This window comes from Moritella sp. 24 (assembly GCF_018219155.1).
In the GTDB taxonomy this organism is placed as follows: domain Bacteria; phylum Pseudomonadota; class Gammaproteobacteria; order Enterobacterales; family Moritellaceae; genus Moritella.
In genome coordinates this window covers 2,945,399-2,969,748 of the sequence record NZ_CP056123.1, presented here as the reverse complement: position 1 = coordinate 2,969,748, position 24,350 = coordinate 2,945,399, and the positions used below count along the sequence as shown (strand labels likewise).

At 40.0% G+C, this 24,350-nt stretch carries 22 protein-coding genes; 8 read left to right on the top strand and 14 right to left on the bottom strand.

Translation table 11 applies throughout. From position 1 onward, the window contains the following. The first annotated feature begins 81 nt into the window (after positions 1-81). Entirely contained in the window at positions 82-2,478 is a 2,397-nt protein-coding gene (dnaX, locus tag HWV00_RS13210; protein WP_211681931.1) for a DNA polymerase III subunit gamma/tau, read from the top strand. A 135-nt stretch (positions 2,479-2,613) separates the two neighbouring features. After that, entirely contained in the window at positions 2,614-2,943 is a 330-nt protein-coding gene (locus tag HWV00_RS13205; RefSeq protein WP_211681929.1) for a YbaB/EbfC family nucleoid-associated protein, read from the top strand. Positions 2,944-3,079: 136 nt separating this feature from the next. Here HWV00_RS13205 and HWV00_RS13200 read toward each other — a convergent pair whose 3' ends face one another. The 6 genes from HWV00_RS13200 to HWV00_RS13175 form a co-directional block, all read right to left on the bottom strand. After that, complete coding sequence (locus tag HWV00_RS13200; RefSeq protein WP_211681927.1) at positions 3,080-5,374, bottom strand: fibronectin type III domain-containing protein; 2,295 nt, start codon at positions 5,372-5,374, stop codon at positions 3,080-3,082. Positions 5,375-5,562: 188 nt separating this feature from the next. Next, entirely contained in the window at positions 5,563-7,182 is a 1,620-nt protein-coding gene (locus HWV00_RS13195) for a peptide ABC transporter substrate-binding protein (RefSeq protein ID WP_211681925.1), read from the bottom strand. A 180-nt stretch (positions 7,183-7,362) separates the two neighbouring features. Beyond that, positions 7,363-8,256, bottom strand: a complete 894-nt coding sequence (locus HWV00_RS13190; protein ID WP_211681923.1) for a hypothetical protein — start codon at positions 8,254-8,256, stop codon at positions 7,363-7,365. A gap of 11 nt (positions 8,257-8,267) precedes the next feature. Continuing rightward, entirely contained in the window at positions 8,268-9,032 is a 765-nt protein-coding gene (locus tag HWV00_RS13185; RefSeq protein WP_211686570.1) for a hypothetical protein, read from the bottom strand. Next, entirely contained in the window at positions 9,029-9,508 is a 480-nt protein-coding gene (locus HWV00_RS13180) for a hypothetical protein (protein WP_211681921.1), read from the bottom strand. Before HWV00_RS13180 ends, HWV00_RS13185 begins: the two co-directional genes overlap by 4 nt. Positions 9,509-9,521: 13 nt before the next feature. Beyond that, positions 9,522-9,812 carry a J domain-containing protein gene (locus HWV00_RS13175; protein ID WP_211681918.1) on the bottom strand — a complete coding sequence of 97 codons (291 nt, stop codon included), beginning with the start codon at positions 9,810-9,812 and terminating at the stop codon, positions 9,522-9,524. Positions 9,813-10,245: 433 nt separating this feature from the next. On the opposite strand from HWV00_RS13175, the gene recR reads away from it, so the two are divergent. Continuing rightward, the gene (gene recR / locus HWV00_RS13170) at positions 10,246-10,848 is read left to right on the top strand and encodes a recombination mediator RecR (protein ID WP_211681916.1); all 603 of its coding nucleotides are present in this window, start codon (positions 10,246-10,248) and stop codon (positions 10,846-10,848) included. A gap of 266 nt (positions 10,849-11,114) precedes the next feature. Here recR and HWV00_RS13165 read toward each other — a convergent pair whose 3' ends face one another. Continuing rightward, a complete protein-coding gene (locus HWV00_RS13165) occupies positions 11,115-11,699 on the bottom strand; it encodes a superoxide dismutase (RefSeq protein WP_211681914.1) in 585 nt (194 codons plus the stop codon). Between the two features lie 328 nt (positions 11,700-12,027). On the opposite strand from HWV00_RS13165, the gene grxD reads away from it, so the two are divergent. Next, a complete protein-coding gene (grxD, locus tag HWV00_RS13160) occupies positions 12,028-12,360 on the top strand; it encodes a Grx4 family monothiol glutaredoxin (RefSeq protein WP_211681912.1) in 333 nt (110 codons plus the stop codon). 117 nt (positions 12,361-12,477) lie between these two features. On the opposite strand, the gene HWV00_RS13155 is transcribed toward grxD, so the two are convergent. Continuing rightward, positions 12,478-13,803, bottom strand: coding sequence for a Na+/H+ antiporter family protein (locus HWV00_RS13155; RefSeq protein WP_211681911.1), 1,326 nt, complete (start codon positions 13,801-13,803; stop codon positions 12,478-12,480). A 412-nt stretch (positions 13,804-14,215) separates the two neighbouring features. Between HWV00_RS13155 and HWV00_RS13150 the strand changes: the two genes are divergently transcribed. Beyond that, positions 14,216-14,701, top strand: a complete 486-nt coding sequence (locus tag HWV00_RS13150; RefSeq protein WP_255554548.1) for a hypothetical protein — start codon at positions 14,216-14,218, stop codon at positions 14,699-14,701. A 98-nt stretch (positions 14,702-14,799) separates the two neighbouring features. On the opposite strand, the gene rnt is transcribed toward HWV00_RS13150, so the two are convergent. Beyond that, positions 14,800-15,480, bottom strand: coding sequence for a ribonuclease T (rnt, locus tag HWV00_RS13145; protein ID WP_211681909.1), 681 nt, complete (start codon positions 15,478-15,480; stop codon positions 14,800-14,802). 221 nt (positions 15,481-15,701) lie between these two features. On the opposite strand from rnt, the gene HWV00_RS13140 reads away from it, so the two are divergent. The 3 genes from HWV00_RS13140 to HWV00_RS13130 all read left to right on the top strand — a co-directional run bounded on the left by HWV00_RS13140 (position 15,702) and on the right by HWV00_RS13130 (position 18,130). Further along, complete coding sequence (locus HWV00_RS13140) at positions 15,702-16,583, top strand: OmpA family protein (RefSeq protein WP_211681907.1); 882 nt, start codon at positions 15,702-15,704, stop codon at positions 16,581-16,583. Between the two features lie 26 nt (positions 16,584-16,609). After that, positions 16,610-17,050, top strand: a complete 441-nt coding sequence (gene gloA, locus HWV00_RS13135) for a lactoylglutathione lyase (RefSeq protein WP_211681905.1) — start codon at positions 16,610-16,612, stop codon at positions 17,048-17,050. 513 nt (positions 17,051-17,563) lie between these two features. After that, the gene (locus tag HWV00_RS13130) at positions 17,564-18,130 is read left to right on the top strand and encodes an acetate uptake transporter (protein ID WP_211681902.1); all 567 of its coding nucleotides are present in this window, start codon (positions 17,564-17,566) and stop codon (positions 18,128-18,130) included. 140 nt (positions 18,131-18,270) lie between these two features. On the opposite strand, the gene nth is transcribed toward HWV00_RS13130, so the two are convergent. The 5 genes from nth to rsxC form a co-directional block, all read right to left on the bottom strand. Beyond that, positions 18,271-18,912: an endonuclease III gene (gene nth, locus HWV00_RS13125; protein WP_211681900.1), complete on the bottom strand. Its 642-nt coding sequence runs from the start codon at positions 18,910-18,912 to the stop codon at positions 18,271-18,273. A 149-nt stretch (positions 18,913-19,061) separates the two neighbouring features. Further along, complete coding sequence (locus HWV00_RS13120; protein ID WP_211681898.1) at positions 19,062-19,763, bottom strand: electron transport complex subunit E; 702 nt, start codon at positions 19,761-19,763, stop codon at positions 19,062-19,064. Beyond that, positions 19,763-20,395, bottom strand: a complete 633-nt coding sequence (gene rsxG, locus HWV00_RS13115) for an electron transport complex subunit RsxG (RefSeq protein ID WP_211681896.1) — start codon at positions 20,393-20,395, stop codon at positions 19,763-19,765. The genes HWV00_RS13120 and rsxG overlap by 1 nt, the downstream gene beginning before the upstream one ends. Positions 20,396-20,404: 9 nt before the next feature. Further along, positions 20,405-21,454 (bottom strand): electron transport complex subunit RsxD, encoded by a 1,050-nt coding sequence (rsxD, locus tag HWV00_RS13110; RefSeq protein ID WP_211681894.1) that lies wholly within the window; start codon positions 21,452-21,454, stop codon positions 20,405-20,407. Position 21,455: 1 nt separating this feature from the next. After that, positions 21,456-24,347, bottom strand: coding sequence for an electron transport complex subunit RsxC (gene rsxC / locus HWV00_RS13105; RefSeq protein WP_370630458.1), 2,892 nt, complete (start codon positions 24,345-24,347; stop codon positions 21,456-21,458). Between the last annotated feature and the right edge of the window lie 3 nt (positions 24,348-24,350).

Genomic DNA, 24,350 nt, shown 5'->3' with positions numbered 1-24,350 from the left:
GATGAGCTGGTGGCACTCACCAGCTATTTTCAGCCCCGAGCATGTTAGTGCTTATCAATATTAAGTAATCATTGAACTGTTATGAGTTATCAAGTTTTAGCGCGTAAATGGCGCCCGCATAATTTTCAGCAAGTTGTTGGTCAACAACACGTGCTGACCGCTTTAGTTAATGCGCTAGAGCAAGACCGTTTACACCATGCTTATTTACTCAGTGGTACCCGCGGTGTTGGTAAAACAACAATCGCCCGCATTTTAGCGAAAAGCTTAAACTGTGAGAAAGGGATCACCAGTAAACCTTGCGGTGAATGTTCAACTTGTGTCGAGATTGATCAAGGCTCTTATGTCGATCTACTCGAGATTGATGCTGCCTCACGTACTAAAGTCGAAGATACACGTGAATTACTTGATAATGTGCAATACAAGCCTGCACGCGGTCGCTTTAAAGTGTACTTAATCGATGAAGTGCACATGCTTTCTAAACACAGTTTCAATGCACTGTTAAAAACATTAGAAGAACCACCTGAATATGTGAAGTTTTTGTTGGCAACAACAGATCCTCAAAAATTACCAATTACAATCTTATCGCGTTGCTTACAGTTCCATTTAAAAAGCTTAACGACTGAGCAGATTTCTCAGCAGTTAGTGCACATTTTATCACGCGAACATTGTCAGTATGAATTGTCTGCATTGAACTCAATCGCGAAAGCGGCTGATGGCAGTATGCGTGATGCGTTAAGTTTGACTGACCAAGCCTTGTCTCACGGCGCGGGTGAAGTATTACACCAAACTGTACTTGATATGCTAGGCACGTTAGACCACAGTCATATGCTGCAATTATTGCAACTTATAGTGAATGGTGATGCGAACAAGTGCATGGCGAAGATTGCAGAAGTTAGCTCACTTGGGCCTGATTTTGATCAGCTTCATGTTGAGCTAGCAAGTTTGTTACACCGCATTGCAATGGCGCAAATTTTACCGTCATCAGTGGTTGATACTGAACATGCCGATAAGGTGAAAGCGCTATGTGACCTTATGTCACCAGAAGATGTGCAGCTGTATTATCAAATTTCACTCACAGGACGTAAAGAGTTACCGCTTGCTCCTGATCCGCGTAGTGCGTTAGAAATGACGATATTACGTATGCTTGCTTTCCGTCCTCAAGGCCGTTTACAAGCACCTGAGCGCGATATTACACCAACTGCTGTTGCGATAGCGCCAGCAGTGCAGGTACAGCCTCCGGTTGAACAAGCGCAAGTTGTAACACAAGTGCAGCCTCCGGTTGAACAGGCGCAAGTTGTAACACAAGTGCAGCCTCCGGTTGAACAGGCGCAAGTTGTCACGCAAGTGCAGCCTCCGATTGAACAGGCGCAAGTTGTAGCACAAGCTCAGCCTCAGTTTGAACCGCAGCAATCACAAGTAATGAGTGAGCCTAGCGATGAGATTGTTACTAATTTAAATCTAGAGCAAGATGAGTTATTACAAGCTGCTCAAGCAATGGGGCATGTTGAACCGATTATCGAAGAGCAGGTTAATATTGCTCCACAACAAGCCTATATAGCGCCTCAGCAAACAGTTCAAGCTAATCCTCAGGCTGCTGCACCAAATGTAGAACCTGAAAACAGTGTTGACCAAGGTCGAAAAACGCGTAATTTCTTGCGTAGTCGCTTAGGTACAACTGCAAAAAAGTCGACAGCGGCGAAGAGTGAACAGGCTCAATCGTCGTATGTACCGCCGAAAAAAGCGGTAGCACCTGTTAGACAAAATACACAAGCTAGCCAGAATCGCTTTAATGCGCCAACAGCAAGTCAAAATATGCAACAGCAGCAAGCACCATCACAACAGCAGTCTGCGCCAGCATGGCAGGAATTACCGCCGCTTGATTCGTATCAAGACCAAGGTGATTATCAGCATCAAAGCCAAGGGCAGGGTGACTATCATCAAGCACCTTATCCTGAGCAGAACTTTAGCGAACCCGTTGTACGTCAATTGGATCGTTTTAGTCAGGTACCTGTTGATATTAATGATTTATCACCTTCTTTTCAGCCGCAAAAATCGGGTAAAACAACGACTACTGCGCCACTCGATAATAAGTTACGTGATGAAACAGACCCGTGGTGTTGTTACATTAATCAGATGAGTTTAGGTGGGCGAGTTCGTCAATTAGCGTTGCACAGTGTGATGGAGCAAGAACCTGGTCGGGTTACATTGACCATGAATCCAGACCAACGCTATTTTGCAAATGACAAATCTCGTCAGCAATTGAGCGAAGCACTCGAGCAAGTTTTATCTGAGCCTGTTGAGTTAGTGATTAACTTTGGTGAAAACCCAAATAAATCAACGCCAGCACAACTTGAAGAGATTATTTATCAACAACGCTTAGCGAATGCGACTAAAAACTTGTATGATGATAAGTATATTCAGTTCTTTATGAACCGTCTCGGCGCTGTTGTTGATGATAGCTCAATTGTGCCGATATAATTTTTTATTGTGTTGATATCAATCGGTATCAACCTTGAATTTTTTCCAGTAATACCCATATAGTATGGATATTCAATGCGAAACAGTTAGTATTAACTGATGTTGTTCGCGATAGTCAATAAAAGAGAGTTTAATATGTTCGGTAAAGGCGGAATGGGCGGGCTAATGAAGCAAGCTCAACAAATGCAAGACAAAATGGCTAAAGTACAAGAAGAACTAGCTAATATGGAAGTAGTTGGTGAATCTGGTGCAGGCATGGTTAAAATCACTATGACTGGTAGCCATAACGTACGTCGTGTACAAATCGACCCAGAGTTGATGGAAGACGATAAAGAGATGCTAGAAGATCTTATCGCTGCTGCAATCAATGATGCTGCACGTCGTGTTGAAGAAGAAAACAAGTCAAAAATGGCTGACGTTACTGGTGGAATGAAAATGCCTCCAGGTATGAAAATGCCTTTCTAAGTTGAACGATATTTAATATCAATCGCTTAACCCTAGTTTTTCCTTTTGGATAAGCTAGGGTTCAAATAACCCCAGCTTATCCCCCGCATTATAATATAACCTTCAACTATTTATTTTTAAAATCATTCCATTAGATTTAAATTGGACCTTTATGCGTATATGCATTTGCTTCCGAATAACCTGCTTTACCTTGTGCATCGAGCGTCGTTATTCTGTAATAATATTGCGTGTCAGAATATAAATCTTTATCAATATACTTCTGTGTTTCAGCATGTGAATTTTTAGCAACATTCGTTATATAGTCAGCATGTTTTTCAGCGATTACATCGTAGCTAGCACCATCTGTAGAGCGCTCTACTTGATAGCCTATCTGTGACAAAGGCTCTCCCCAGTCTAAAACGATGGTGTTTTCATTAAAGCTAATTGCAACCATATCTTGTGGCCCCTCAGCTCTGACTTGTACCTTTAATGCCGTAGAAGCTGAGGATTGACCTTGCGTGTTTAAAGCGGATACGCGATAGCTGTAAGGCGTTCCCGCCACTACGCTTGTATCAGTATAAATAGAATCGGAAAGCTTGGCTATTTCGACAAAAGATAAGCCGTCTTCTGAACGTTCTATGAGATAGTCTGTTGCTTCTGCTAGGTCGTCCCATTGTAGCGTTACCTCGTTATACTCAATACTATTAACGGTTAAGTTCGATGGTGCTTTGAGGCTATCATTTGAAATTCGTTTCGTATTGCCTGTGACCTTAACCGAAGAAAAAGAGCTGAATAACATAGAGGTTTGATTCAGAGCTGATTGTGCAAGACCAATATAAACTTCATCGGGAAGGTTAATGATTTGTTCGTTTACTATGTCCCAATTTATACCATCTAAAGATATCGATGCTTTAAAATGGTTAAACTCACCTGTTTTACTGCCGTTATTGATAGACTCTATGCGTTCTATCTTTATCCATCGTGCAGCAGCTTCTCTACTTGAAACATGAGATGTACTGCCATCAATCGTACTTCGGTAGAAAGTAGCAGGGCCGTTACTACCTGTTAATAGTTGAGAAAACTGCTGACTATTTTCAGATAAACCGCCACGTATCATTACGCCAAATTTTGCCCAAGCATGCGATACGTTATTACTGTCTACTTTAGCGATAATTTGACCTTCACCAACTAACTTTTTATAAATGAAAACAAAATTGTCTTTCGTACCCCAGATATCACCACCCGTTGTTTTCAACGTCCATTGCTTTGCATCACTATTATAAGTGGTACTGTGAATTGAACGTTTTGGGCCTATATTCGCTGTACGCCAGTCCCCGGGTACAGCATTTACGCGCAATCGATACTCACCTAAATCACTATAACGCTTAGCACTTTGTAATGTTATATAATAGCGGCCAGCGGGTAATTCACCTGAGATCCATTGATGGTTGATACCATTATTTTGCATTGCAATGGATTGCTTATTATTGTCGTATAAATTAAGGTGAAGGTTCACAGGTGATAGCTCAAAAGCATGACTGCTGATCGAAGCAAAGCCACCTAACCAGTCGAAATAGAAACTATCGCTATCCTCCATTGTTTCAATGATACCTGTAGCGACAAAGCCGATATTTTTAATGTGATCCATTTTACTCGCGAGTGTCAAATCAGTTTTGTGATCATCAGGGCGATAGCCTGTGCTGTTGTCGTCATAAGCAGCAATACGGCTTGCTACTTTTTCTACGCCACCAAAATAACTGTCTATTTTATCGGAACGGAATTTATTCGACCATTTATTCACGATCCTATCGCCGCTACCTAAATGCCAACCACGTAAAGGATAAGGGCTACCGTAATAGCTGGAATTTATTTTACCTTGAGCATCAACACCAACGACGTGGGGTAAGCCAAAAGTATGACCACCTTCGTGACCAACAACTGAGGAGTAAGGACCATGACTTGCGGTCATTTGAGCGATGTCGTTTGAATTAATACCATAACCGCCATAAGCAACCCCCAGTTTTGCACCAGGGAAAATGGTGTTCCAACTGTTAGGGCGAGAAACATCTATTTCTGTGGTGACATCAATATCAAACATGGAGAAGTGTGCTGCTGTTGAGACCCACCAGTTATAAATGTATTCTTGTTCCTGTTTATTATAAGCATCAGGATTACCATCAAAATCAATACCTGTGTGGAACTCTCCAAGGTCAAAGTCCCCGTCAAAATCGAGATAAAGTTGTCCTTTTGCTGTCGGAAGGCTGTGCAATATAGGTAGACCGCGCGCATCGGTCTTCATGTTTTCCGGCATACCATTGTTGTAAAACTCAGGTTCAATCTCAGGAGGAATTGACGGGATTACTGCTTCGCTATTTGATGTTTCATCACCACAAGCTCCTAACATAAGTGGGGTAATACAAATACAACAGGTACGTGTTAGTAGCTTATACATAGCGTAGTGTCTTCCATATAAATAGAACATTCATGAGTTGATATTTATTCTACGGACTTATCGATAATAAAACAGTATTGATTTGTAAGGGTATATCAGGAAGTGGTTATGATTATTTTCCTTTCATGGTGAGAAAGGCAAGCGATGATTATTTGAGTGAGAAGTCTCGCTTGCCAGTGTTATGGATACTATTGGATAAAGTACATGTCTTTTGCGTAGATGTTACCGCGAGGGTTATTTTCGGGAAACCCTTTTAACGTGTCTCTAACCATACGAGTTTGCGTGTAGTTATATAGTGGAATGACGGGCGCTGATTGACTTAAAATAGCCTCTGCCTGTTGATATAGCGCATACCGTTGAACTTCATCAGCAGTATTCGATGCTGATGCCATTAAAGCGTCAAATTTAGGTTCACAAAAGCCAGATTCATTCACTGGATTACCACAGGTAAATGCCGCTAATAATGCCGATGGTTCTGCGTAATCACCAAATGCCCACGATCGTGCTAGTTGAAAATCACCTAGATTTTTACTTGATACGTAGCTCTTCCATTCCATGTTTTCTAACACGACGTTAACGCCAAGTTTTTTCCACATAGAGGCGATAACAAGCGCAATTTTTTTGTGGTTCTCACTGGTGTTATACGTCAGTGTGAATGTTAGTGGGTTCTGTTTACTATAACCTGCCGTCGCGAGTAATACTTTAGCTTGCTTAATGCGTTGTTGCTGGGATTCGCTGGCAAAGTCTGGCTCACTGGTCGTATAGTTTGCTATTGTCTGCGGTACAATCGAGTATGCAGCTGGTTCACCTTGAGCGGTGATCTTATTCACCAGGATGTCTCTGTCTACAGCCATGCTAAGGGCTTGACGGACTTGAAGGTTATCAAAAGGGGCTTTACGTGTATTAAATGAATACAAGTATGATCCAAGTAATGCTTGAGATTTAATTTGCTCTGGGTGCTTACTGATCATTGATTGATAATATTCTAGTTGAACGCGGTTCGTCATATCAATTTCACCAGATTGATAACGATTCCATTCGGCGATTTGTGACTCTAATCCTAAATACGTAACTTTGTTGATCACCGTATTTTTGTTATCCCAATACTGCTTATTTCGTTGTACTTCTACGTACTCATTTGGCAGCCATTTCGTTAATTTATAAGCCCCGTTGGTCACTATGTTTTCTGCACGAGACCAAGTGTCCCCGTGTTGCTTAACAACCGATGCAGGGAGTGGTGAAAATGTTTTAATGGTCATCATGTTTAAGAAGTAGGGGGTTGGCTTCGTCAATGTGACTTGTACTGTTTTTGTATCAAGGGCTTTAACCCCTAACGTGTTGACTGGTTTTTCGTTTTTTTGAATTGCTTCAGCGTTTACTAAATTAGCGGTTACAAAGTAATGCCCTGTATTGTTACCTGTTTGCGGGTTAACAGCTCGCTGCCAAGCAAATACAAAGTCACTTGCAAGTACGGGGTCGCCGTTTGACCATACTAAGTCATCACGTAACGTAAACGTGAATTGTGTAGCGTCATCCGATGCCGACCAACTAATTGCTTGTCCTGGGATTAACTCACCTTGACCATTTTCGATTAATAATCCTTCAAACATATCATTCGCGATAATATCATCAGGCATGCCTGAGTTAACAAAGCTAGGATCTAAGCTACTTGGTTCTGCGCCATTACCACGTACTAAATGCTGTTCGCTGGCTAATGTCGTGTTTGTTGGCAGATTGGCTGCTATCGCATTATAGGATAGATTGAGGGTCGCAAGCGCAAGTACTGAAAGGTGTAATTTTTTTGTCATAGCAATTCCATTGCGTGAAGTAAGGTTAATCAGTATTTAGTAATACAATAACAGGCGTATTGCGTCAATCTTATATTCAGTATTACGTTGCACTTACTAAAAAGCGGGAACACCCGATTGGATATTCCCGCTTTTTATTATGGCGTTTATTATGGCGTTTATTATGACAGTGTCGTCAAATTACATCACGATATACACTGGCCAGCCTAACAAACCTGTTAAACCTTCTTTATATTCAAAACGTTCTAGTCGCTCTGGACTTACATTTTGTAAACGCAGCTCTCGATAGTTTTTAGCAAACGTTAGCGTACGTAATAAACCCGGTGTAAAGTACATGCCCAGCTCAAGTTTGATTGTCTCGGCAAGTTGTGCTGGTAACTCAGACAAGACCTGCTGAATTTGTTGGTCTATATGCTCAGTTGAGAACCAAGTATCTTCAAGCTCAATATTTGCGACACGTTGCTTAAGATCTTGTCTTACTTTCACGGGACCAAAAAACAGGCGATACAACACGACTTCTGCAAACACGCTTTCGAGGCTTAAACAGTCTAAAGGATCGTAGCTTGATTGCGAATAAAATTGCTTTAATAAGCACACTACAGACTCTTCACGGTTAAAGTCGAGTAGGGCATCTTGGTAGCCCTGCCAGCCTTGCCATTCATCTGCATCACTTGGGCTTGATACTTTTTCGAGTAATATAGGGTCTATATCCCCATATACTGACTTACCGTTAAGCTTATACTTACTAACCGTACTTAGCATGCTCCAACCTTTTTGAAAGGATTTTACAATGCCGTTTGGTGTTAAAAGTAATTTAAGCCCTTGGCTAACCTCGCGATTACTTAATTCCATCAGTCCTAAACTGGCTACTCCGATCACATCGAAGGCAGCATGCTCTAGCAAATGCATTTTATATTTATTATAAAACTTATCTGCTAGCTTAAGACTCATTAACACAGATTTTTCTTTAATCTGAGCCAGTTGAGATTCATTTAATAACGCTTCAGCTTGACCATAAGCGATTACTTTACTTAAAAAAGGGCCTTGATTACTATCTCTTAGTACAATTTGCATTAACGGGAACCTTAATCAAGAAAACTAAACATATCATCAACTTCAGCGTATTCATCAGTTACTTCGTTTTTCTCTTTTGCTTGAATAACTAACTCATTCACAAAGCTGTCGATAATCGCTACCCAGCTTGAATTTTCGCTACGAAGCAAGTTCTTAATTGATTTTTCAACATCAGGTGCAATTTCACGAATTAACGCTAACAAACTACGTGGATCGTCAATACTTAGGCTGTGCGCTTCTTCTTCATCACTACGACCCGTGTAACCTACGGTTTCGCCATCATCTTCATCATCATAGTTATCAGTGATGTGACTGTGTTTAATTGCTTCTAGCTTTGGCGCTAACAGGTATTCAATAAAAGGAATCGATAGATAAAAAAGACCGGCTTGATCTTCTGCTATGCACTCTAAAATTGCGGCCTGTTTCGCTTCAGTATCTTGGATACGGATAAGGTAAGTTAAAAAATCAAACGTATGCTGGATCAATTCATCCGCATTATTTTTAACTTTTTCTTCCCAATATAGCGGCTGTTGACAAACAATATCGCGGATCTGTTCAGGGCTCATTAGTTCAGACATGATAGAAGGTGAAGAGATATCATGATGACTATTGATTTGCGTTAACGTCACGATATCCATATTTTCGATCACTTCAATCAAGACGTCATCAGTCATGGTTGTCGCCATTAACTCAAATTTCTTACTTGCTTGTTTTGGCTCGACATCAGCTAATTGTTTGATCTCGATTACGGCTGTTTCAATTAAGCTATTCATCAGAGCTCTTCCTCTTCAAATTGATCGTAATAACCTTCTTCTTCATCTTCACTGTTGTAGTCATCTTCTTCACTTGCAACAGGAGACTGATTATCGTTCGCTAATAAAAATAATACGACACAGCTTTCTATCAACAAGGTTTCAGAGTGACCACGTGCAGCTAAAACTAGCGGTATGTCAGCATTATTAAAGGCAACTGTCGTTTTAAATTCATTCCACTCAGGTAGGATGCCTTCTTTGATCCAATGAGCCCACTTGAGTTTTGCTTCAGGTGGAAATTTAACTTTATCACAAAGTGCAATCGGTAAGTACTCAGGTACAGAGTCGAGTAACTTAGGATCGGCAATCAAAATTGTCTTAATTTGACTAGTAAACTGCTCGAGTGCATCAGGGGTATCGGGATCGTTATATGATTCGATATTGCTGTATGCGTCTTCTTTTAATTGTTCAATACGGTCGAAATTAATTGCTGTAGCCATGAATACTCTGAAATTAACTAATAGGGTAAAATTGATCCCATAGCTCACGCATAGCGCTAGCTGGGTCGGTGACAATAACGTTACTGAAATTTTTCACGAAATCGCGTTTAAGCTGAGGGTTTGAAAGTACCTCATACGCATTTCTTACTCGTTGCAGTTGCGCTTCAGCATGCACTTTCTCATCATCAGATGCATCGAGTAATTTATCAGGGTGAAAGCGATTCGATAGACGTTTGTAGGCTTTCTTAACGTCGTCTTCATTTGCACTTGGCTTAATACCAAGCACACTAAAGTGGTTAATCATAATATCACCTGCGATTTTTAGCTCACCAATCATTTGGGAGGCAGAAGTTTAACGGCAGAAAGCCGAGAGCACAACACAAAATCTGATATTGAGGTGGCTTAATGATCTTCTCTGAACATTTATAAATAGTTCTCGCGTTTACATTCTGCTTTTTGTACTCGTTGTATTTATGTTATGCGTTTATTTTAGCCATATAGTTAGATTAGATAAGTCGGAAATATGCGCTCATCGAAGGCAAAATTATATGTCAAAGTATACGATTTAATGTAATATTGCGTCTAGTTACATGGCCTAGAGCCTATTATATAAAAATGTTACGATTTAATATACTTGCTAAGTATAGGGCATGAAAATACGGTTCTAATTATTAAGTGAGTTATATTATTAGCGTAACGAAACCCAGCTTTAGCTGGGTTTCTTTTTGGAGTTATAAATGAAGTTCAGTCCTTTGTTAGATCAATTAATTAATGATCTACAGATTTTACCGGGTGTAGGTCCTAAGTCTGCACAACGTATTGCGTTTCACATATTAGAGCGTAAGCGTGATGATGCTGTCTCTTTAGCACATTCTTTAGAAAAGGCGATGACTAGAATCGGCCACTGCCAACAGTGTAACACCCTGACTGAATTAGATATCTGCGCAATATGTGCTAACCCTAAGCGTCAAGTAGAGAAAACATTATGTGTGGTTGAAGGACCTGCTGATGTGGCTGCCATTGAACAAACAAATCAATTTAGTGGTCAATATTTTGTGCTGATGGGTCACTTATCTCCGCTTGATGGTATTGGGCCAGATGAAATTGGGCTAGATAAGCTCGCTGATTTATTAGCGTCTGGGCATTATGATGAATTGATTTTAGCAACAAACCCAACGGTAGAAGGTGAAGCAACTGCTTATTATATTGCTGAAATAGCACAAGAGTATGGTGTGAAAGCAAGCCGAATTGCACATGGCGTGCCAGTAGGTGGAGAATTAGAATATGTTGATGGAACGACCTTGTCCCATTCATTACTTGGACGACAACAGATTAGTTAATTATTAAATAATGAATTTAATTTACTGATAAATAGAGAACGGTTAGCATCAGCGTTGTCGGGACAGATAATGCGATTAAAGCTTTGAGTGTACTACTAAAATTCATATAGACCTCAGTCTTGAAAGTTAAGTAATAACATCCTTGTCATTAATCTAATGAGATGAGCATAACAATTTAATATTGCTAATACTAGCTTAAAACTAAAAAACCGATAGCGGATGCTATCGGTTTTTTATTATTACCTAACCTTAAACTAAAAGGTAAATTAAGCTGCGAAGTTAGCGGCAGCGAAATCCCAGTTAGCTAGTGCCCAGAAACCTTTAAGGTAGCTAGGACGTAGGTTACGGTAATCGATGTAGTAAGCGTGTTCCCACAGATCAACAGTGATTAGTGGTGTAACTCCAGCTTCAGTGATAGGAGTACCAGCGTTAGAAGTGTTAACGATTTCTAATTCGCCTTCAGCATTTTTAACTAACCAAGTCCAGCTAGAACCGAAGTTGTTTACTGCTTTATCGTTGAATGCTTCTTGGAATGCTTCAAAAGAACCGAATTTAGCGTTGATAGCGTCAGCTAGTGCGCCTTCTGGTTGACCTTTTGCATTTGGAGTAAGGCTGTTCCAGTAGAATGTGTGGTTCCAAACTTGTGCAGCATTGTTGAATACTGGACCAGTAGAAGATTTAACAATCTCTTCTAATGTTTTTTCTGCAAGAGGAGTACCTTCGATTAGACCGTTAAGCTTAACCACATATGTGTTGTGGTGTTTGCCGTAATGGAAAGAAAGTGTCTCAGCTGAGATATGTGGTTCAAGTGCATCTTGTGCGTACGGTAAAGCTGGTAGTGTAATACTCATAGGTATTTCCTTATTTATTGATAGCTAAAAGCTATCCATTGCTCATTATTGATTTAATTATGGGAGGAATACTAACGCTAGCGCTGAATATATTCAAGTATTTGAACGCAATTGTATTGTTCAATTAATAAATTGTAACGAGAGAATTCATTTTTTAACAATTAGACTAAATATAAAACAAAATAACCCTACAAAATAACGGTGTTAACCAAGCTATAATTAGCATAAAATGGCTAACGAAATTTGTATTTATATAATGCATTCTATGGTTAGAGTTTAAATAATTATAACTACAATAGATGTAAACGCTAAGATTTGTGAGGACACAATGGAAACTTTAGATAAAATCAAACAGCAACTTGCTGAGAACTCAATCATCCTATATATGAAAGGATCTCCAAAACTACCTAGCTGTGGTTTTTCTTCACAAGCATCACAAGCGGTAATCAACTGTGGCGAGCAGTTTGCTTACGTTGATATTCTACAAAACCCAGACATCCGTGCTGAGCTACCTAAATACGCTAACTGGCCTACATTCCCACAGCTTTGGGTTGAAGGCGAGCTTGTTGGCGGTTGTGATATCATCATGGAAATGTTCCAACAAGGTGAACTACAGCCACTAATCGCGGCAGCTGCTGCAAAAGTAAAAGCGGCTGAGTAAGTATTTAGCTGTATTGTAAAGCCTGTATTTACAAGACAGCTTTGGATACGAAAAAGGGAAGCAATTATGCTTCCCTTTTTAATACGTGCTATTTATGTAGCGCTATAAAGTATGTCGTTACAGTGTGACAGCAGCGATCCAACCAAAGATAATAAGTGGAATATTATAGTGGATGAATGTTGGAATTACTGAGTCACGAATATGATCATGTTGGCCATCAACGTTAAGACCTGATGTTGGACCTAATGTTGAATCTGATGCTGGAGAACCTGCATCACCCAATGCTGCAGCTGTACCAACAAGTGATGCTGTTGCTAATGGTGAGAAGCCAAACTGCAATGCAAGTGGCACATAGATAGTTGCTAGAATTGGGATTGTAGAGAAAGATGAACCAATACCCATAGTCACCAGCAGACCAGTGATTAGCATTAGCAATGCAGCTAAACCTTTGTTATCACCGATCACACCACCAATCGAACCAACTAACGTTTCAACGCCGCTTGTGGCTTTCATTACTTCAGAAAAACCGGATGCCGCAATCATGATAAAGCCAATCATTGCCATCATGTGTACACCACGCGTAAAGATATCTTGAGTCTCGTGGAATTTGATCACACCACCGAGCGTAAAGATAATGAAACCTGTTAGCGCACCTAAAATGATTGAATCGTAGATTAGCTGTAAGCTAAGCGCTGTAACAACAGCAACCATCGCCACGATAATATGGCGAGGATTATATTCAACTTTCTGTACTTCTTTTGTTGTTAATTCACTTTCAGTCAAATATTCACGTGGCTTACGATAACTAAATACCACTGCGGTAATAAGACCAATAACCATACCGAGTACAGGGAGTGCCATGGCAGTTGGTAATTGTTCTGCAACAACGTTTGCACCGTTATCATTCAAGTTCTTAAGTAGGATATTATTTAAGAAAATACCACCAAAACCAATTGGTAAGAACATATATGTTGCAGTTAAACCAAAGGTGATCACGCAAGCAACTGCACGGCGATCTAATCTCAATTTATTCATCACACCAAGTAGGGGTGGTACAAGTAGTGGGATAAACGCAATATGAACAGGGATAACGTTTTGTGATGAGATTGCTACTAAGAGCAGAGTGAAAAGTAAACCGTATTTAAAACCGTTTATTTGACGTTGTGAGCCAGCAGAACCTAAACGACTAACGATTTTAGCTGCTAATATGTCAGTAATACCTGACTTTGAGATAGCAACTGCAAATGCACCTAACATGGCATAGTTTAATGCAATTGACGCACCACCACCTAAACCTGAGTTAAACGCCGCAATAACTTCTTCTAAAGGTAAACCACCAATTAAACCGCCTAAAATGGCACTAATTGTGAGTGCTACAACAACATTAATCCGCATAAAGCTGAGGATTAGCATCGTTAGCACCGCGATAACTACAGGATTCATTTATCTACTTTCCAATGTTAATAATTCTATTGAAGGTAGTATATAAAACTATCATTAATAAGATAAGTGAATTTTACGTCTATTTGTGGGTAGTTATGCAGATTTAGTGAGTATTAGGCTTTGAGGTCGTAAACCTTTCACTCGTGAATTGTCATTTTATGCTTTTCATTTGTTGCTAAATTAATTTTGACTGCTAGCCTTGCTTAATACACGCAGATTTTTACTCTTAAATTTTGGCGTTAAATGGTGCAGGGAGGCTTGTTTTAGGAATACTCTAGCATTTTAACCTAAACAAAACTGGGATAGTTACAAAATAAGATGATGTTTATTAAGTTGTATTGAGATTTTCTCAAATTAGGATCGATATCGTTTAGGTATACATTGTTAGATTTTTTATGGCGTTTTAAAACTCATGATTAATTTAGCTGAAATGAAAAAGAATCACATCCATCATTATCCTCATAGCGATTTACTCCCTAACGCTATTTGCAAACTTGCTCACCCACCTGATAATCCTTTTATACATCGACTTTATGCGCTAATCATTACCTTGTATCGGGGTATATTTATTGGTTCACTTATGTTTATCTCCATATCAGCTAATGCAGAAAGTGTGGATAATGATAAGCAAAAGCACTTTATTGGTCAGACTTTTATTTGTGGTGCTACGATGATGTATACCGAAAGTTGGTGGCAAACTATGTTACTCGGTGTATCTATAGGTGCCTTAAAGGAAACATATGATGCCGGACAAGAGGGAAATGAATTTAGTAAAAACGATATGGCGGCTAATATGTTAGGTTGTATTACTGGTATGACTTTCGGTGCTACATTGCTACATTTTCGTTATGAAAGTGAAACGGATACTGCGATCATTGGTATTGAAGGTAAGTTTTAAATTTGAGTTATATAATTAAATTTTGCCCCTTTAAATGCTACAACTTAGAACTTAACCTGTGAGTTAATGTATCAATATTGTAACGCAGGGGCATAATTTTATTCAGAGTCTGAGTCTAATTCACTCTCGATTACTGCATCTTCTTCTGGAACGGGTAGAGGCCAACCGCCCATATCTTTCCATTTATTCACAATATAGCAAAATAGCTCAGCGGTCTGTTCTGTATCATATTTAGCTGAGTGTGCTTGTTTATGATCGAAAGGAATACCCGCAGCCATACACGCTTTTGCAAGTACAGTTTGACCCACCGCTAAACCTGCTAGCGTCGTTGTATCAAATGTAGCAAAAGGGTGGAAAGGATTACGCTTGATCTTTTCACGGCTTGATGCGGCACTTAAAAAGCCATGATCAAATGCGGCATTATGTGCAACCATGATCGCACGATGACAACCAGTCTCTTTTAAGCCTTTTCGAACAGCTTTATAGATTTCGGTGATCGCTTCACGCTCATGTACAGCACCACGTAATGGGTTTTTCGGGTCGATACCGGTAAAGTCTAATGCAGATTGCTCTAAATTAGCACCTTCGAAGGGCTCAACGTTAAAGTGTAAGGTATGCGAAATTTTAAGATAACCTTCTTCATCCATTTCTAGAATTGAAGCGGCAATCTCTAACATAGCATCTGTCTGTGCATTAAATCCTGCTGTTTCGATATCGATAACAACAGGGAAGTAGCCACGGAATCGTTGGCTAAAAGCTGATTTTTCAGTTGTGCTCATGTGATCATTTATTAGTGTTGACTTGGTTGGGATTATGCCATAATAATTGCATGGCCTCTAATCAACTTTACTAATTAGTTGTTAGTTGTCGGCATAATCAACAGGGAATGTACTTTAGAGCCTTTTAACTTTTTGTGATATTTTTAGAAAATGACCTCAAGTTATTTAACCTAATACCGATAAGTTAACATAGGCTTCGAATAAACAGGGTTTTGTACCGTATGAACAACTGCCAACAATTTATAATAGCTTCACTTGTTGCTTTTGGTTCAACAAGTGCTTTTGCCAATATGAAAAATTATGCGGCAAATTATGAATTCTCTGAATGGGAGAATAGCCGCTCTACACCTGTCCAATGCAGCTTAAAGCATGATATTCCCCGTTATGGTCAAGCCATTTTTACGAGTCGTGCATCAAAGTTAATTAATCTTGATTTTGAATTAGACATGAAGCGATTACCTGCTCAAGCCGAAATGGCGTCACTGCGCTCTGTACCACCAAATTGGAAGCCGGGCAGTGCCGCTAAAGATCTTGCTGACGTAAAATTATATCGTCAATTTACAGGTTATGTGAGCGAACAGCCCGCTTGGCGTATGCTTGATTCATTAGACTCTGGTGATTACCCCACTTTTTATTTCCGAGATTGGTATCGCGGTGGCGAGTTTATTAGCGTTGGTCTATCGTCGGTGAATTTTCAAAATAAATACCAAGAGTTTTTAGAGTGTGTCGGCAATCTATTACCTTATAGTTTGGATGACATTGCTTATTCTGTTCTCGATTTTAATGTTGCTAGTGATGAACTTACACAGCAGAGCCAGCAGCGCTTAGCGATGATCAGTGAATTTCTTCAATACAGTCCTGATATTAATGTCGTTGTTGTTGATAGTTATACTGGCAGTTATGGCGATGAGCTACAGAATCTACAGACATCATCATTACGAGCAGAAAATATTAAACAATACTTTTTAGATAACGGCCTTAAAAATCTTGAAATAAAAACCAATGGTTATGGTGAAAAAAGTCAAATTGCCTCGAACAGTAATATCATTGAACGACAAAAAAATCAGCGTGTTGTGATATCATTAGGTCAGCCAATTCTTTAATATCACTCAGCTATATGGGACGTGTTATGCAATTTTTACATACAATGGTTCGTGTCAAAAACTTAGAAGCATCTTTAGACTTTTACTGTAACAAACTTGGTTTAATTGAAGTAAAACGCAATGATTATGAAGCCGCTCGTTTTTCACTTATTTTTTTAGCTGCACCAGCCGATGCTGAGGAAGCGAAAAAAACATCTCGCCCAACACTTGAGTTAACTTATAACTGGGATGAAGAAGAATATGAAGGCGGACGTAACTTTGGCCACTTAGCTTATGAAGTTGACGATATTTACACCACCTGTGCCGATCTACAGGCTGCAGGTGTGATCATCAACCGTCCTCCACGTGATGGTTATATGGCATTCATTCGTTCACCTGATGGTATCTCTATCGAGCTATTACAAAAAGACGATAGACTGACACCACAAGAACCTTGGGCATCAATGCTAAATGTTGGTGAGTGGTAATCCCATCGATTTATGAGTGTGGTTTATTATTTTAAATATATCGCACTCAATTAATATCACTTCATAATACGACATACTATAAATCTCATCTGAATATTAGAATATACTTTAAAGTTATAATAAATTAATTCTTATATTTTTAGATATATAAAAACAGTTGTATATAACCGATTAATATATTCATCACATTCATTATGAAGAATAAGAATAATGGTATTTTAAATTGACAATATTTGTTATTTTTAATAGTTAGATATATTTAAAGTTGTTATTTAAGTTGTGTGTTTTGTTTTATTTTTGTTTATTATCAGTGGTTTGTTAGTCTCATCCATGATTACTCATATTTTATTTATTAGCATTGTTATTAACGTTTAATTAATGTTTGTATATTTTAAAATGACCAAATTAATTAAAATGCATATTTTGATGTTTTTTTAAACTTATTTGAATTGCCCTGTCTAAATTATTAACCTACAATCGCCGCCTCTTTAAATTCGACAGGTTTTATTCTTAATGTCTACACAACTAGCTAATCCAGCACCACTGGGCCTAATGGGCTTCGGTATGACTACCGTTTTATTAAACATCCACAATGCGGGTTTTTTCCCTATGGATTCAATGATACTTGCAATGGGTATTTTTTACGGTGGTATTAGCCAAATTATTGCGGGCATTTTATGTTACAAACGCAATGATACATTCGGTACTACAGCCTTCATCTCTTATGGTTTTTTCTGGTTAACATTAGTTGGTTTAATTTTGATGCCTAAAATGGGTGTTGCGGCGAGTCCTGCACCATTTATGGCATGGTACCTATTATTATGGGGCATGTTTACTGCTGGTTTATTTATCGGTTCATTACGTTACCCACGTGCAAAACAAATCGTATTTGCTTCACTAACAGCATTATTTTTCCTTTTAGCTATTCGTGATTTTAGTGGCAGTGCTGTAATTGGTGTAATCGCGGGTTATGTTGGTATTTTCTGTGGTTTAAGTGCAATGTACTTTAGTATGGCACAAGTGCTTAATGGTGAGTTTGGCCGTGAAGTATTACCTGTTGGTAAGCCTGTTTTCAAATAATAGCGACGTTTATTATTTAGATTATAGCTATAAAATAGCACCAAACAGTAGATAGAAAAAGCCGCGTTCAATTACTTGAATGCGGCTTTTTTATAACTTATTTTTAATTTATATTTAAGCTGTTCTAATTAATATACTGACTACTCATCAGGGTATATTTTATCTTTATATTCACATAGGTCTTCAATTAAACAAGAGCCGCAGCGTGGTTTACGGGCAATACAGGTGTAGCGTCCATGTAAAATTAACCAGTGATGAACGTCCACTTTAAATTCAGCTGGAACCACTTTAAGTAATTTTTCTTCTACTTGATCGACGTTCTTGCCCATCGCAAATTTAGTACGATTTGAAACACGAAAAATATGCGTGTCAACAGCAATAGTAGGCCAGCCAAATGCTGTGTTCAATACCACATTCGCTGTCTTTCTACCTACACCAGGTAGTTCAACTAACGCGTCAAGGTCTTCAGGAACAATACCATTATGTTTTTCTAATAAGATCTGACAAGCTTTAATGACGTTATTGGCTTTAGAATTGTATAAACCGATTGTTTTTATGTAGCCTTTTAATCCTTCAACACCTAAATCGAAGATCGCTTGTGGTGTATTCGCGACCGGAAAAAGTTTGTCTGTGGCTTTGTTTACGCTGACATCGGTTGCTTGCGCTGATAATGTAACGGCAACAAGCAGTTCAAACGCATCAGAGAAGTTTAGCTCGGTTTCAGGATGGGGATTATTATCACGCAGACGCTCTAAAATAATACGGCGTTTATCCTTGTTCATGTCTTTATCCTATATATTATTCCAACCACAATAAATAGATGCTCACTTATTTAATGCAATCGGTATCGCCATACTGATAATCATCAATCAGTATGGCTTATGTTGTTTACTATTATTTTAACGGCTATTTAAGTTGGTATAATAGCGTATTAATTTGTTGTTGATTCTGTTTCTGCTGTAGGTTCGACCTCAGTAACAGGCTGTGCTTTACGTCGTTTATCTAGCTGTGCATCAATCGCATGTTTCATTGCCATTAAAAAGCCCATACCGATAAAAGCGCCTGGTGCGAGTATAGCCAATAAAAAGCTAGTGTCTGAGTGAAATACTTCAATACGTAATACGCTTGCCCAATCGCCTAGCAGTAAGTCCATACCGTCAAACAGTGTACCTTGACCTAATACTTCACGAATGGCGCCTAAAACAATTAACACGCTGGCAAAGCCAAGACCCATAAAGAACCCATCTGCTGCAGAAGGTAATACCTTGTTGCGAGATGCGAATGCTTCAGCACGTCCAATAATAATGCAGTTCGTTACAATTAACGGAATGAAAATACCAAGTGACTGGTATAATTCATAAACATAGGCATTCATTAATAATTGTACCGTTGTTACAAACGAGGCAATGATCATGACAAAAATAGGGATACGAATTTCTTTGGGGACGTATTCACGTATCAAAGAAATCGTAATGTTCGATGCTACCAGTACTAATAAAGTGGCGAACCCTAAACCCATAGCATTGGTGACGGTTGCTGTTACAGCAAGTAGGGGACACAGGCCTAATACTTGCACTAAACCAGGATTATTTTTCCATAATCCTTGATAGATAATATCGCGATATTGGCTCATTATTTACTCCAACAAGAAGGCGCACTGCTTAGATCTGAAAATTGATCTGATTGATAAAAAGTAAGGATGTCTTTCACTGAGTTTACAACCGCTCGAGGCGTGATTGTTGCGCCAGTGAAGGAGTCAAAATCACCACCATCTTTAGTCACTGCCCAAGTATGTGCATTTTCTTCAGTGAGGGTTTGGTCAACAAAGTCATCTAACCAGTTTGATTTACGGTATTCAACTTTATCACCCAGTCCCGGTGTTTCATTATGTGCAAGAATACGCACACCCGTTACTTTTCCTATGGTATCAATACCCACAACCAGTTTAATATTACCGTTATAACCAGTTGGAGCAATACCTTCAATGGCATAACCAACGGCTTCATTATTCAGGGTTGCAGTGAAAATACGCTGTGCTTCTGAGGTACCGAGTAGGTCTTCATTTGACATCAATTTGCAACTTTGGAAAATATTATTGTCATGACCGTCTTCAGGTAATAACTGATTAATAATTTTAAGTAATTGTGTCTGTTCCTGTTCTGCAATCCGATCTTTGGTTACTGCATTCGTGATTGCGACAACTGATGTACAAGCAAGGGCAAATAGGGCGAGTATTACACCATTTTTTTTCATTGATACAAACATGGTTATCTCCTATTTATGGCCGTAAACACGGGGTTGTGTGTAGTAGTCAATTAGCGGTACGCACATGTTGGCGAGTAATACGGCGAATGCCATTGCATCAGGGTAACCGCCCCAAGTACGAATGATGTAGACGAGCATACCAATTAAAGCACCAAATATAATTCGGCCTTTTGGTGTTGTTGCTGCTGATACTGGATCGGTTGCAATAAAGAATGCACCTAACATTGTAGCGCCCGAAAACAGATGGAATATTGGAGAGCCAACAGCGTCAGGTTCCCATAAGTAGCCAATAAAGCTAATGGCAAATAAGCCTCCTAATAAGCCTACGGGGATATACCAAAGAATCACACGCTTACTTAATAAGTAAATACCACCGGCAAGGAAGGCTAAATTTATCCACTCCCAGCCTAAGCCAGACAACCAGCTAAACTGCTCTTTGGCTTGAATCTCTGACACCGTGTTACCCATTGCAAGACCTGTTTTCAAGGTATCGAGCGGGGTTGCCATTGTTATACCATCAATATTTTGCATTAACTGATGCGCTGTATGACCGTCTAGGGTTACGCCTGCAAAAATAACATTGAAGACATCCCATAGTGATAATTCGTAGCCGGTAATTTCACTTACAGGTGGCCATGTTGTCATTTGCAGTGGGAAGGACACAAGCAGCATGACATAAGCAACCATTGCTGGGTTAAAGATGTTTTGTCCTAAACCGCCATAAAGCTGTTTTGCAATACCAATCGCAAATACAGCGCCCATCACGCTGATCCACCAGGGTGCAAAGCCAGGTACTGAAATACCAATTAATAAGCCTGTGAGCAGGGCACTATTATCTTTAACGCGATTGAGTATCGGCTGTTTACGAAGTTTAAGGAATATAGCTTCTGTAATAATCGCAGTGATACAAGCGAGTACGATATGGATCAGGTTACCTGCACCAAAGAAATACCATTGTGCAGCAATACCTGGAATCGTTGCTAAAGTAACGGTGCGCATTAAGTTACTTGTGCTGCTACCACTGTGATTATGGGGAGAACTTGCTAATCTAAATGCCATGTTATTTGTCACCAAGTTGGGCTAGTTTTTTTGCTTTCGCTCTTGCTACTGCCGCGGCAATAGCTGCTTTTTTCTTATCGACAGGCTCTGTTACAGAAACTTTCTCTGCTGAATCATTTACCTGAATATTTTCTGATGTAACCGTGTTTGCTTGTGCCGCTAATTTCTTAGCTTTAGCGCGAGCAATGGCGGCTGCGATAGCTGCTTTCTTGTCGTCAACTGCTGAGGCTGGTGATTCTGCTGTATCCGTTGTTTCAACTTGAGCAGATTGCGCCGCAGCCTTTTTAGCTTTAGCGCGAGCAACGGCGGCAGCGATAGCTGCTTTCTTGTCGTCAACTGCTGAGGTTGAAGATTCAGCTGTATCCGTTGTTTCAACTTGAGCAGATTGCGCTGCAGCCTTTTTAGCTTTAGCGCGGGCAACTGCTGCTGCGATAGCTGCTTTCTTGTCGTCAACTGCTGAGGTTGAAGATTCAGCTGTATCCGTTGTTTCAACTTGAGCAGATTGCGCTGCAGCCTTTTTAGCTTTAGCGCGGGCAACTGCCGCAGCGATAGCTGCTTTCTTGTCGTCAATTGCAGAGGCTGATGATTCAGCTGTATCCGTTGTTTCAACTTGAGTAGATTGCGCTGCAGCCTTTTTAGCTTTAGCGCGGGCGATTGCCGCAGCAACGGCTGCTTTTTTGCTATCAACTGTTGGTGTAGGCGATTCTGCGGTATCTGTTGTTTCAACTTGAGTTGATTGTGCAGCAGCCTTTTTAGCTTTAGCGCGGGCGATTGCCGCAGCAACGGCTTCTTTTTTGCTATCAACCGTAGGTGTAGGCGATTCGGCTGTATCCGTAGTCTCAACTTGAGCAGATTGTGCTGCCGCTTTTTTAGCTTTAGCACGAGCGATAGCCGCAGCAACGGCCGCTTTTTTGTTATCCACCGTTGGAGTAGACGATTCGGCTGTATCCGCTGTTTCAATTTTAGTTGATTGTGCTGCCGCTTTTTTAGCTTTAGCACGGGCGATTGCCGCAGCAACGGCTGCTTTTTTGTTGTCAACACTTGGTGATTCAGGTACTTCGCCAGATTGCGCAGCCGCTTTTTTGGCTTTTGCACGGGCAATAGCCTCTGCGACGGCCGCTTTTTTAGCTTCAATCGCAGGATTACCTTTTACGTTTGTCTGCTCGTTAGCCTGAGCTTCTCGTTTTGCTCTCGCTTCAGCTTTTCTTGCTTTACGTTCAGCAATCACTGCTGAATTATCTGGTAAGTCAGAATCGCTTGTTGCGGCTGCCGCTTTTTTCGCTTTAGCGCGTGCTATAGCATCGGCAACAGCTGAGCTTTTGTTCGTGCTGCTATCTGATGTTGCTGCTTGCTCTGCCGCTTTGGCTTTTTTAATACGTTCCATTGCTGCTTTAACGGGATCTTCGCCAGTTGTTGCTTTTGCTGTTGCTCTACGTTTTTCAGCTGCTTCTTTTTGACGTTGTTCACGCTGCGCTTTTTCTAATGCTAATCGCTCATTACGTTTTTCAAAACGGACTTTGGCAAGTGCTGCAGCAGTAAGCTCTGCATCGCTTGCTCGCACGTCAACTTTGGCAATACGATATTGATGAACTAGTGGTATTTGGCTTGGGCAAACGTAGCTACAAGCACCACATTCGATACAATCCATCAAGTTGTAGTCTGCGAGCTTTGTGACGTCTTTTGATTGGCTATACCAATGTAATTGTTGTGGTAATAAATCAACAGGGCAGGCTTCTGCACATTCACCACAACGAATACACGCATCAGCTTCTCTGACTTGCGGGATTTCATCTTTAACGGGTGTTAGAATACAGTTACCGGTTTTGGTTAATGAAAACTGTGAATGGGGCAGCGTAAAGCCCATCATTGGGCCGCCATAAATGATGGCAGCAGCTTTATTTTCATTACAATCAAATTCATTAAGAAGATCTTTGATCTGTGTGCCGATAAGGGCTTGTACATTACACGGTTGCGGAAATGCTTTACCCGTCAATGTCACAATACGGCTTAATAGTGGTTGGCGATCTATAATTGCTTGCTTTACTGCATAAACAGTACCGACGTTTTGCATAACGATACCGGATTGTGCAGGGATCTGACCTTTACTTATCTCTTTACCCGTTAACATCTGAATGAGCTGTTTTTCACCGCCATTCGGGTACTTTGTTGGTACTTTACGTACGATTATGTCATCAGATAGGTCAAGAGTTTTAATTGCAGTTTCTAACGCTTGCGCAGCATCTGGCTTATTATCTTCAATGCCAATCACACATAATGCTGGCTTGATCATGTGGCGTAATATTTCGATACCAAGAATAATATCATCTGCGCGCTCACGCATGAGAATATCATCAGAGGTAATGTAGGGTTCACATTCAGCTGCATTGATTAATAAAAATTCAATTGGCTGTCTATCACTTAATTTAACCGCTGTAGGAAAGCCTGCACCGCCCATACCTGCAACACCAGCAAGGCTGATATGTTGTTGTAATTCCTGCGTTGATAGTTGTTTATAATCTAGCGCTGGTTGTGTTTCTAATGCTTGGTCTTCTTGATCGCAAATGAGTTTTATAGCAATTTCAGGCGTCGCTGATGGGTGCGTACTTGGGTATTGTGCAATATGCTCGATTGTACCTGATGTTGGTGCATGCACCGGAACAGTCATGAATGAATCGGATGCCGTTAGCGGTTGACCTTTTAATACTTTGTCACCAGAAGATACAATTATTTGACCACCTTGGCCAATGTGTTGCTTAACTGGAATGATGAGGTGCTTAGGTATACTTGCTGTAGTAATAGCTAAACCGGTAGACTGGGTCTTATTTTCTTGTGGGTATACACCACCAAGGTAGCGCCACAGTTTACCATTTTTGATTTGTTCGATTAATGACATTAT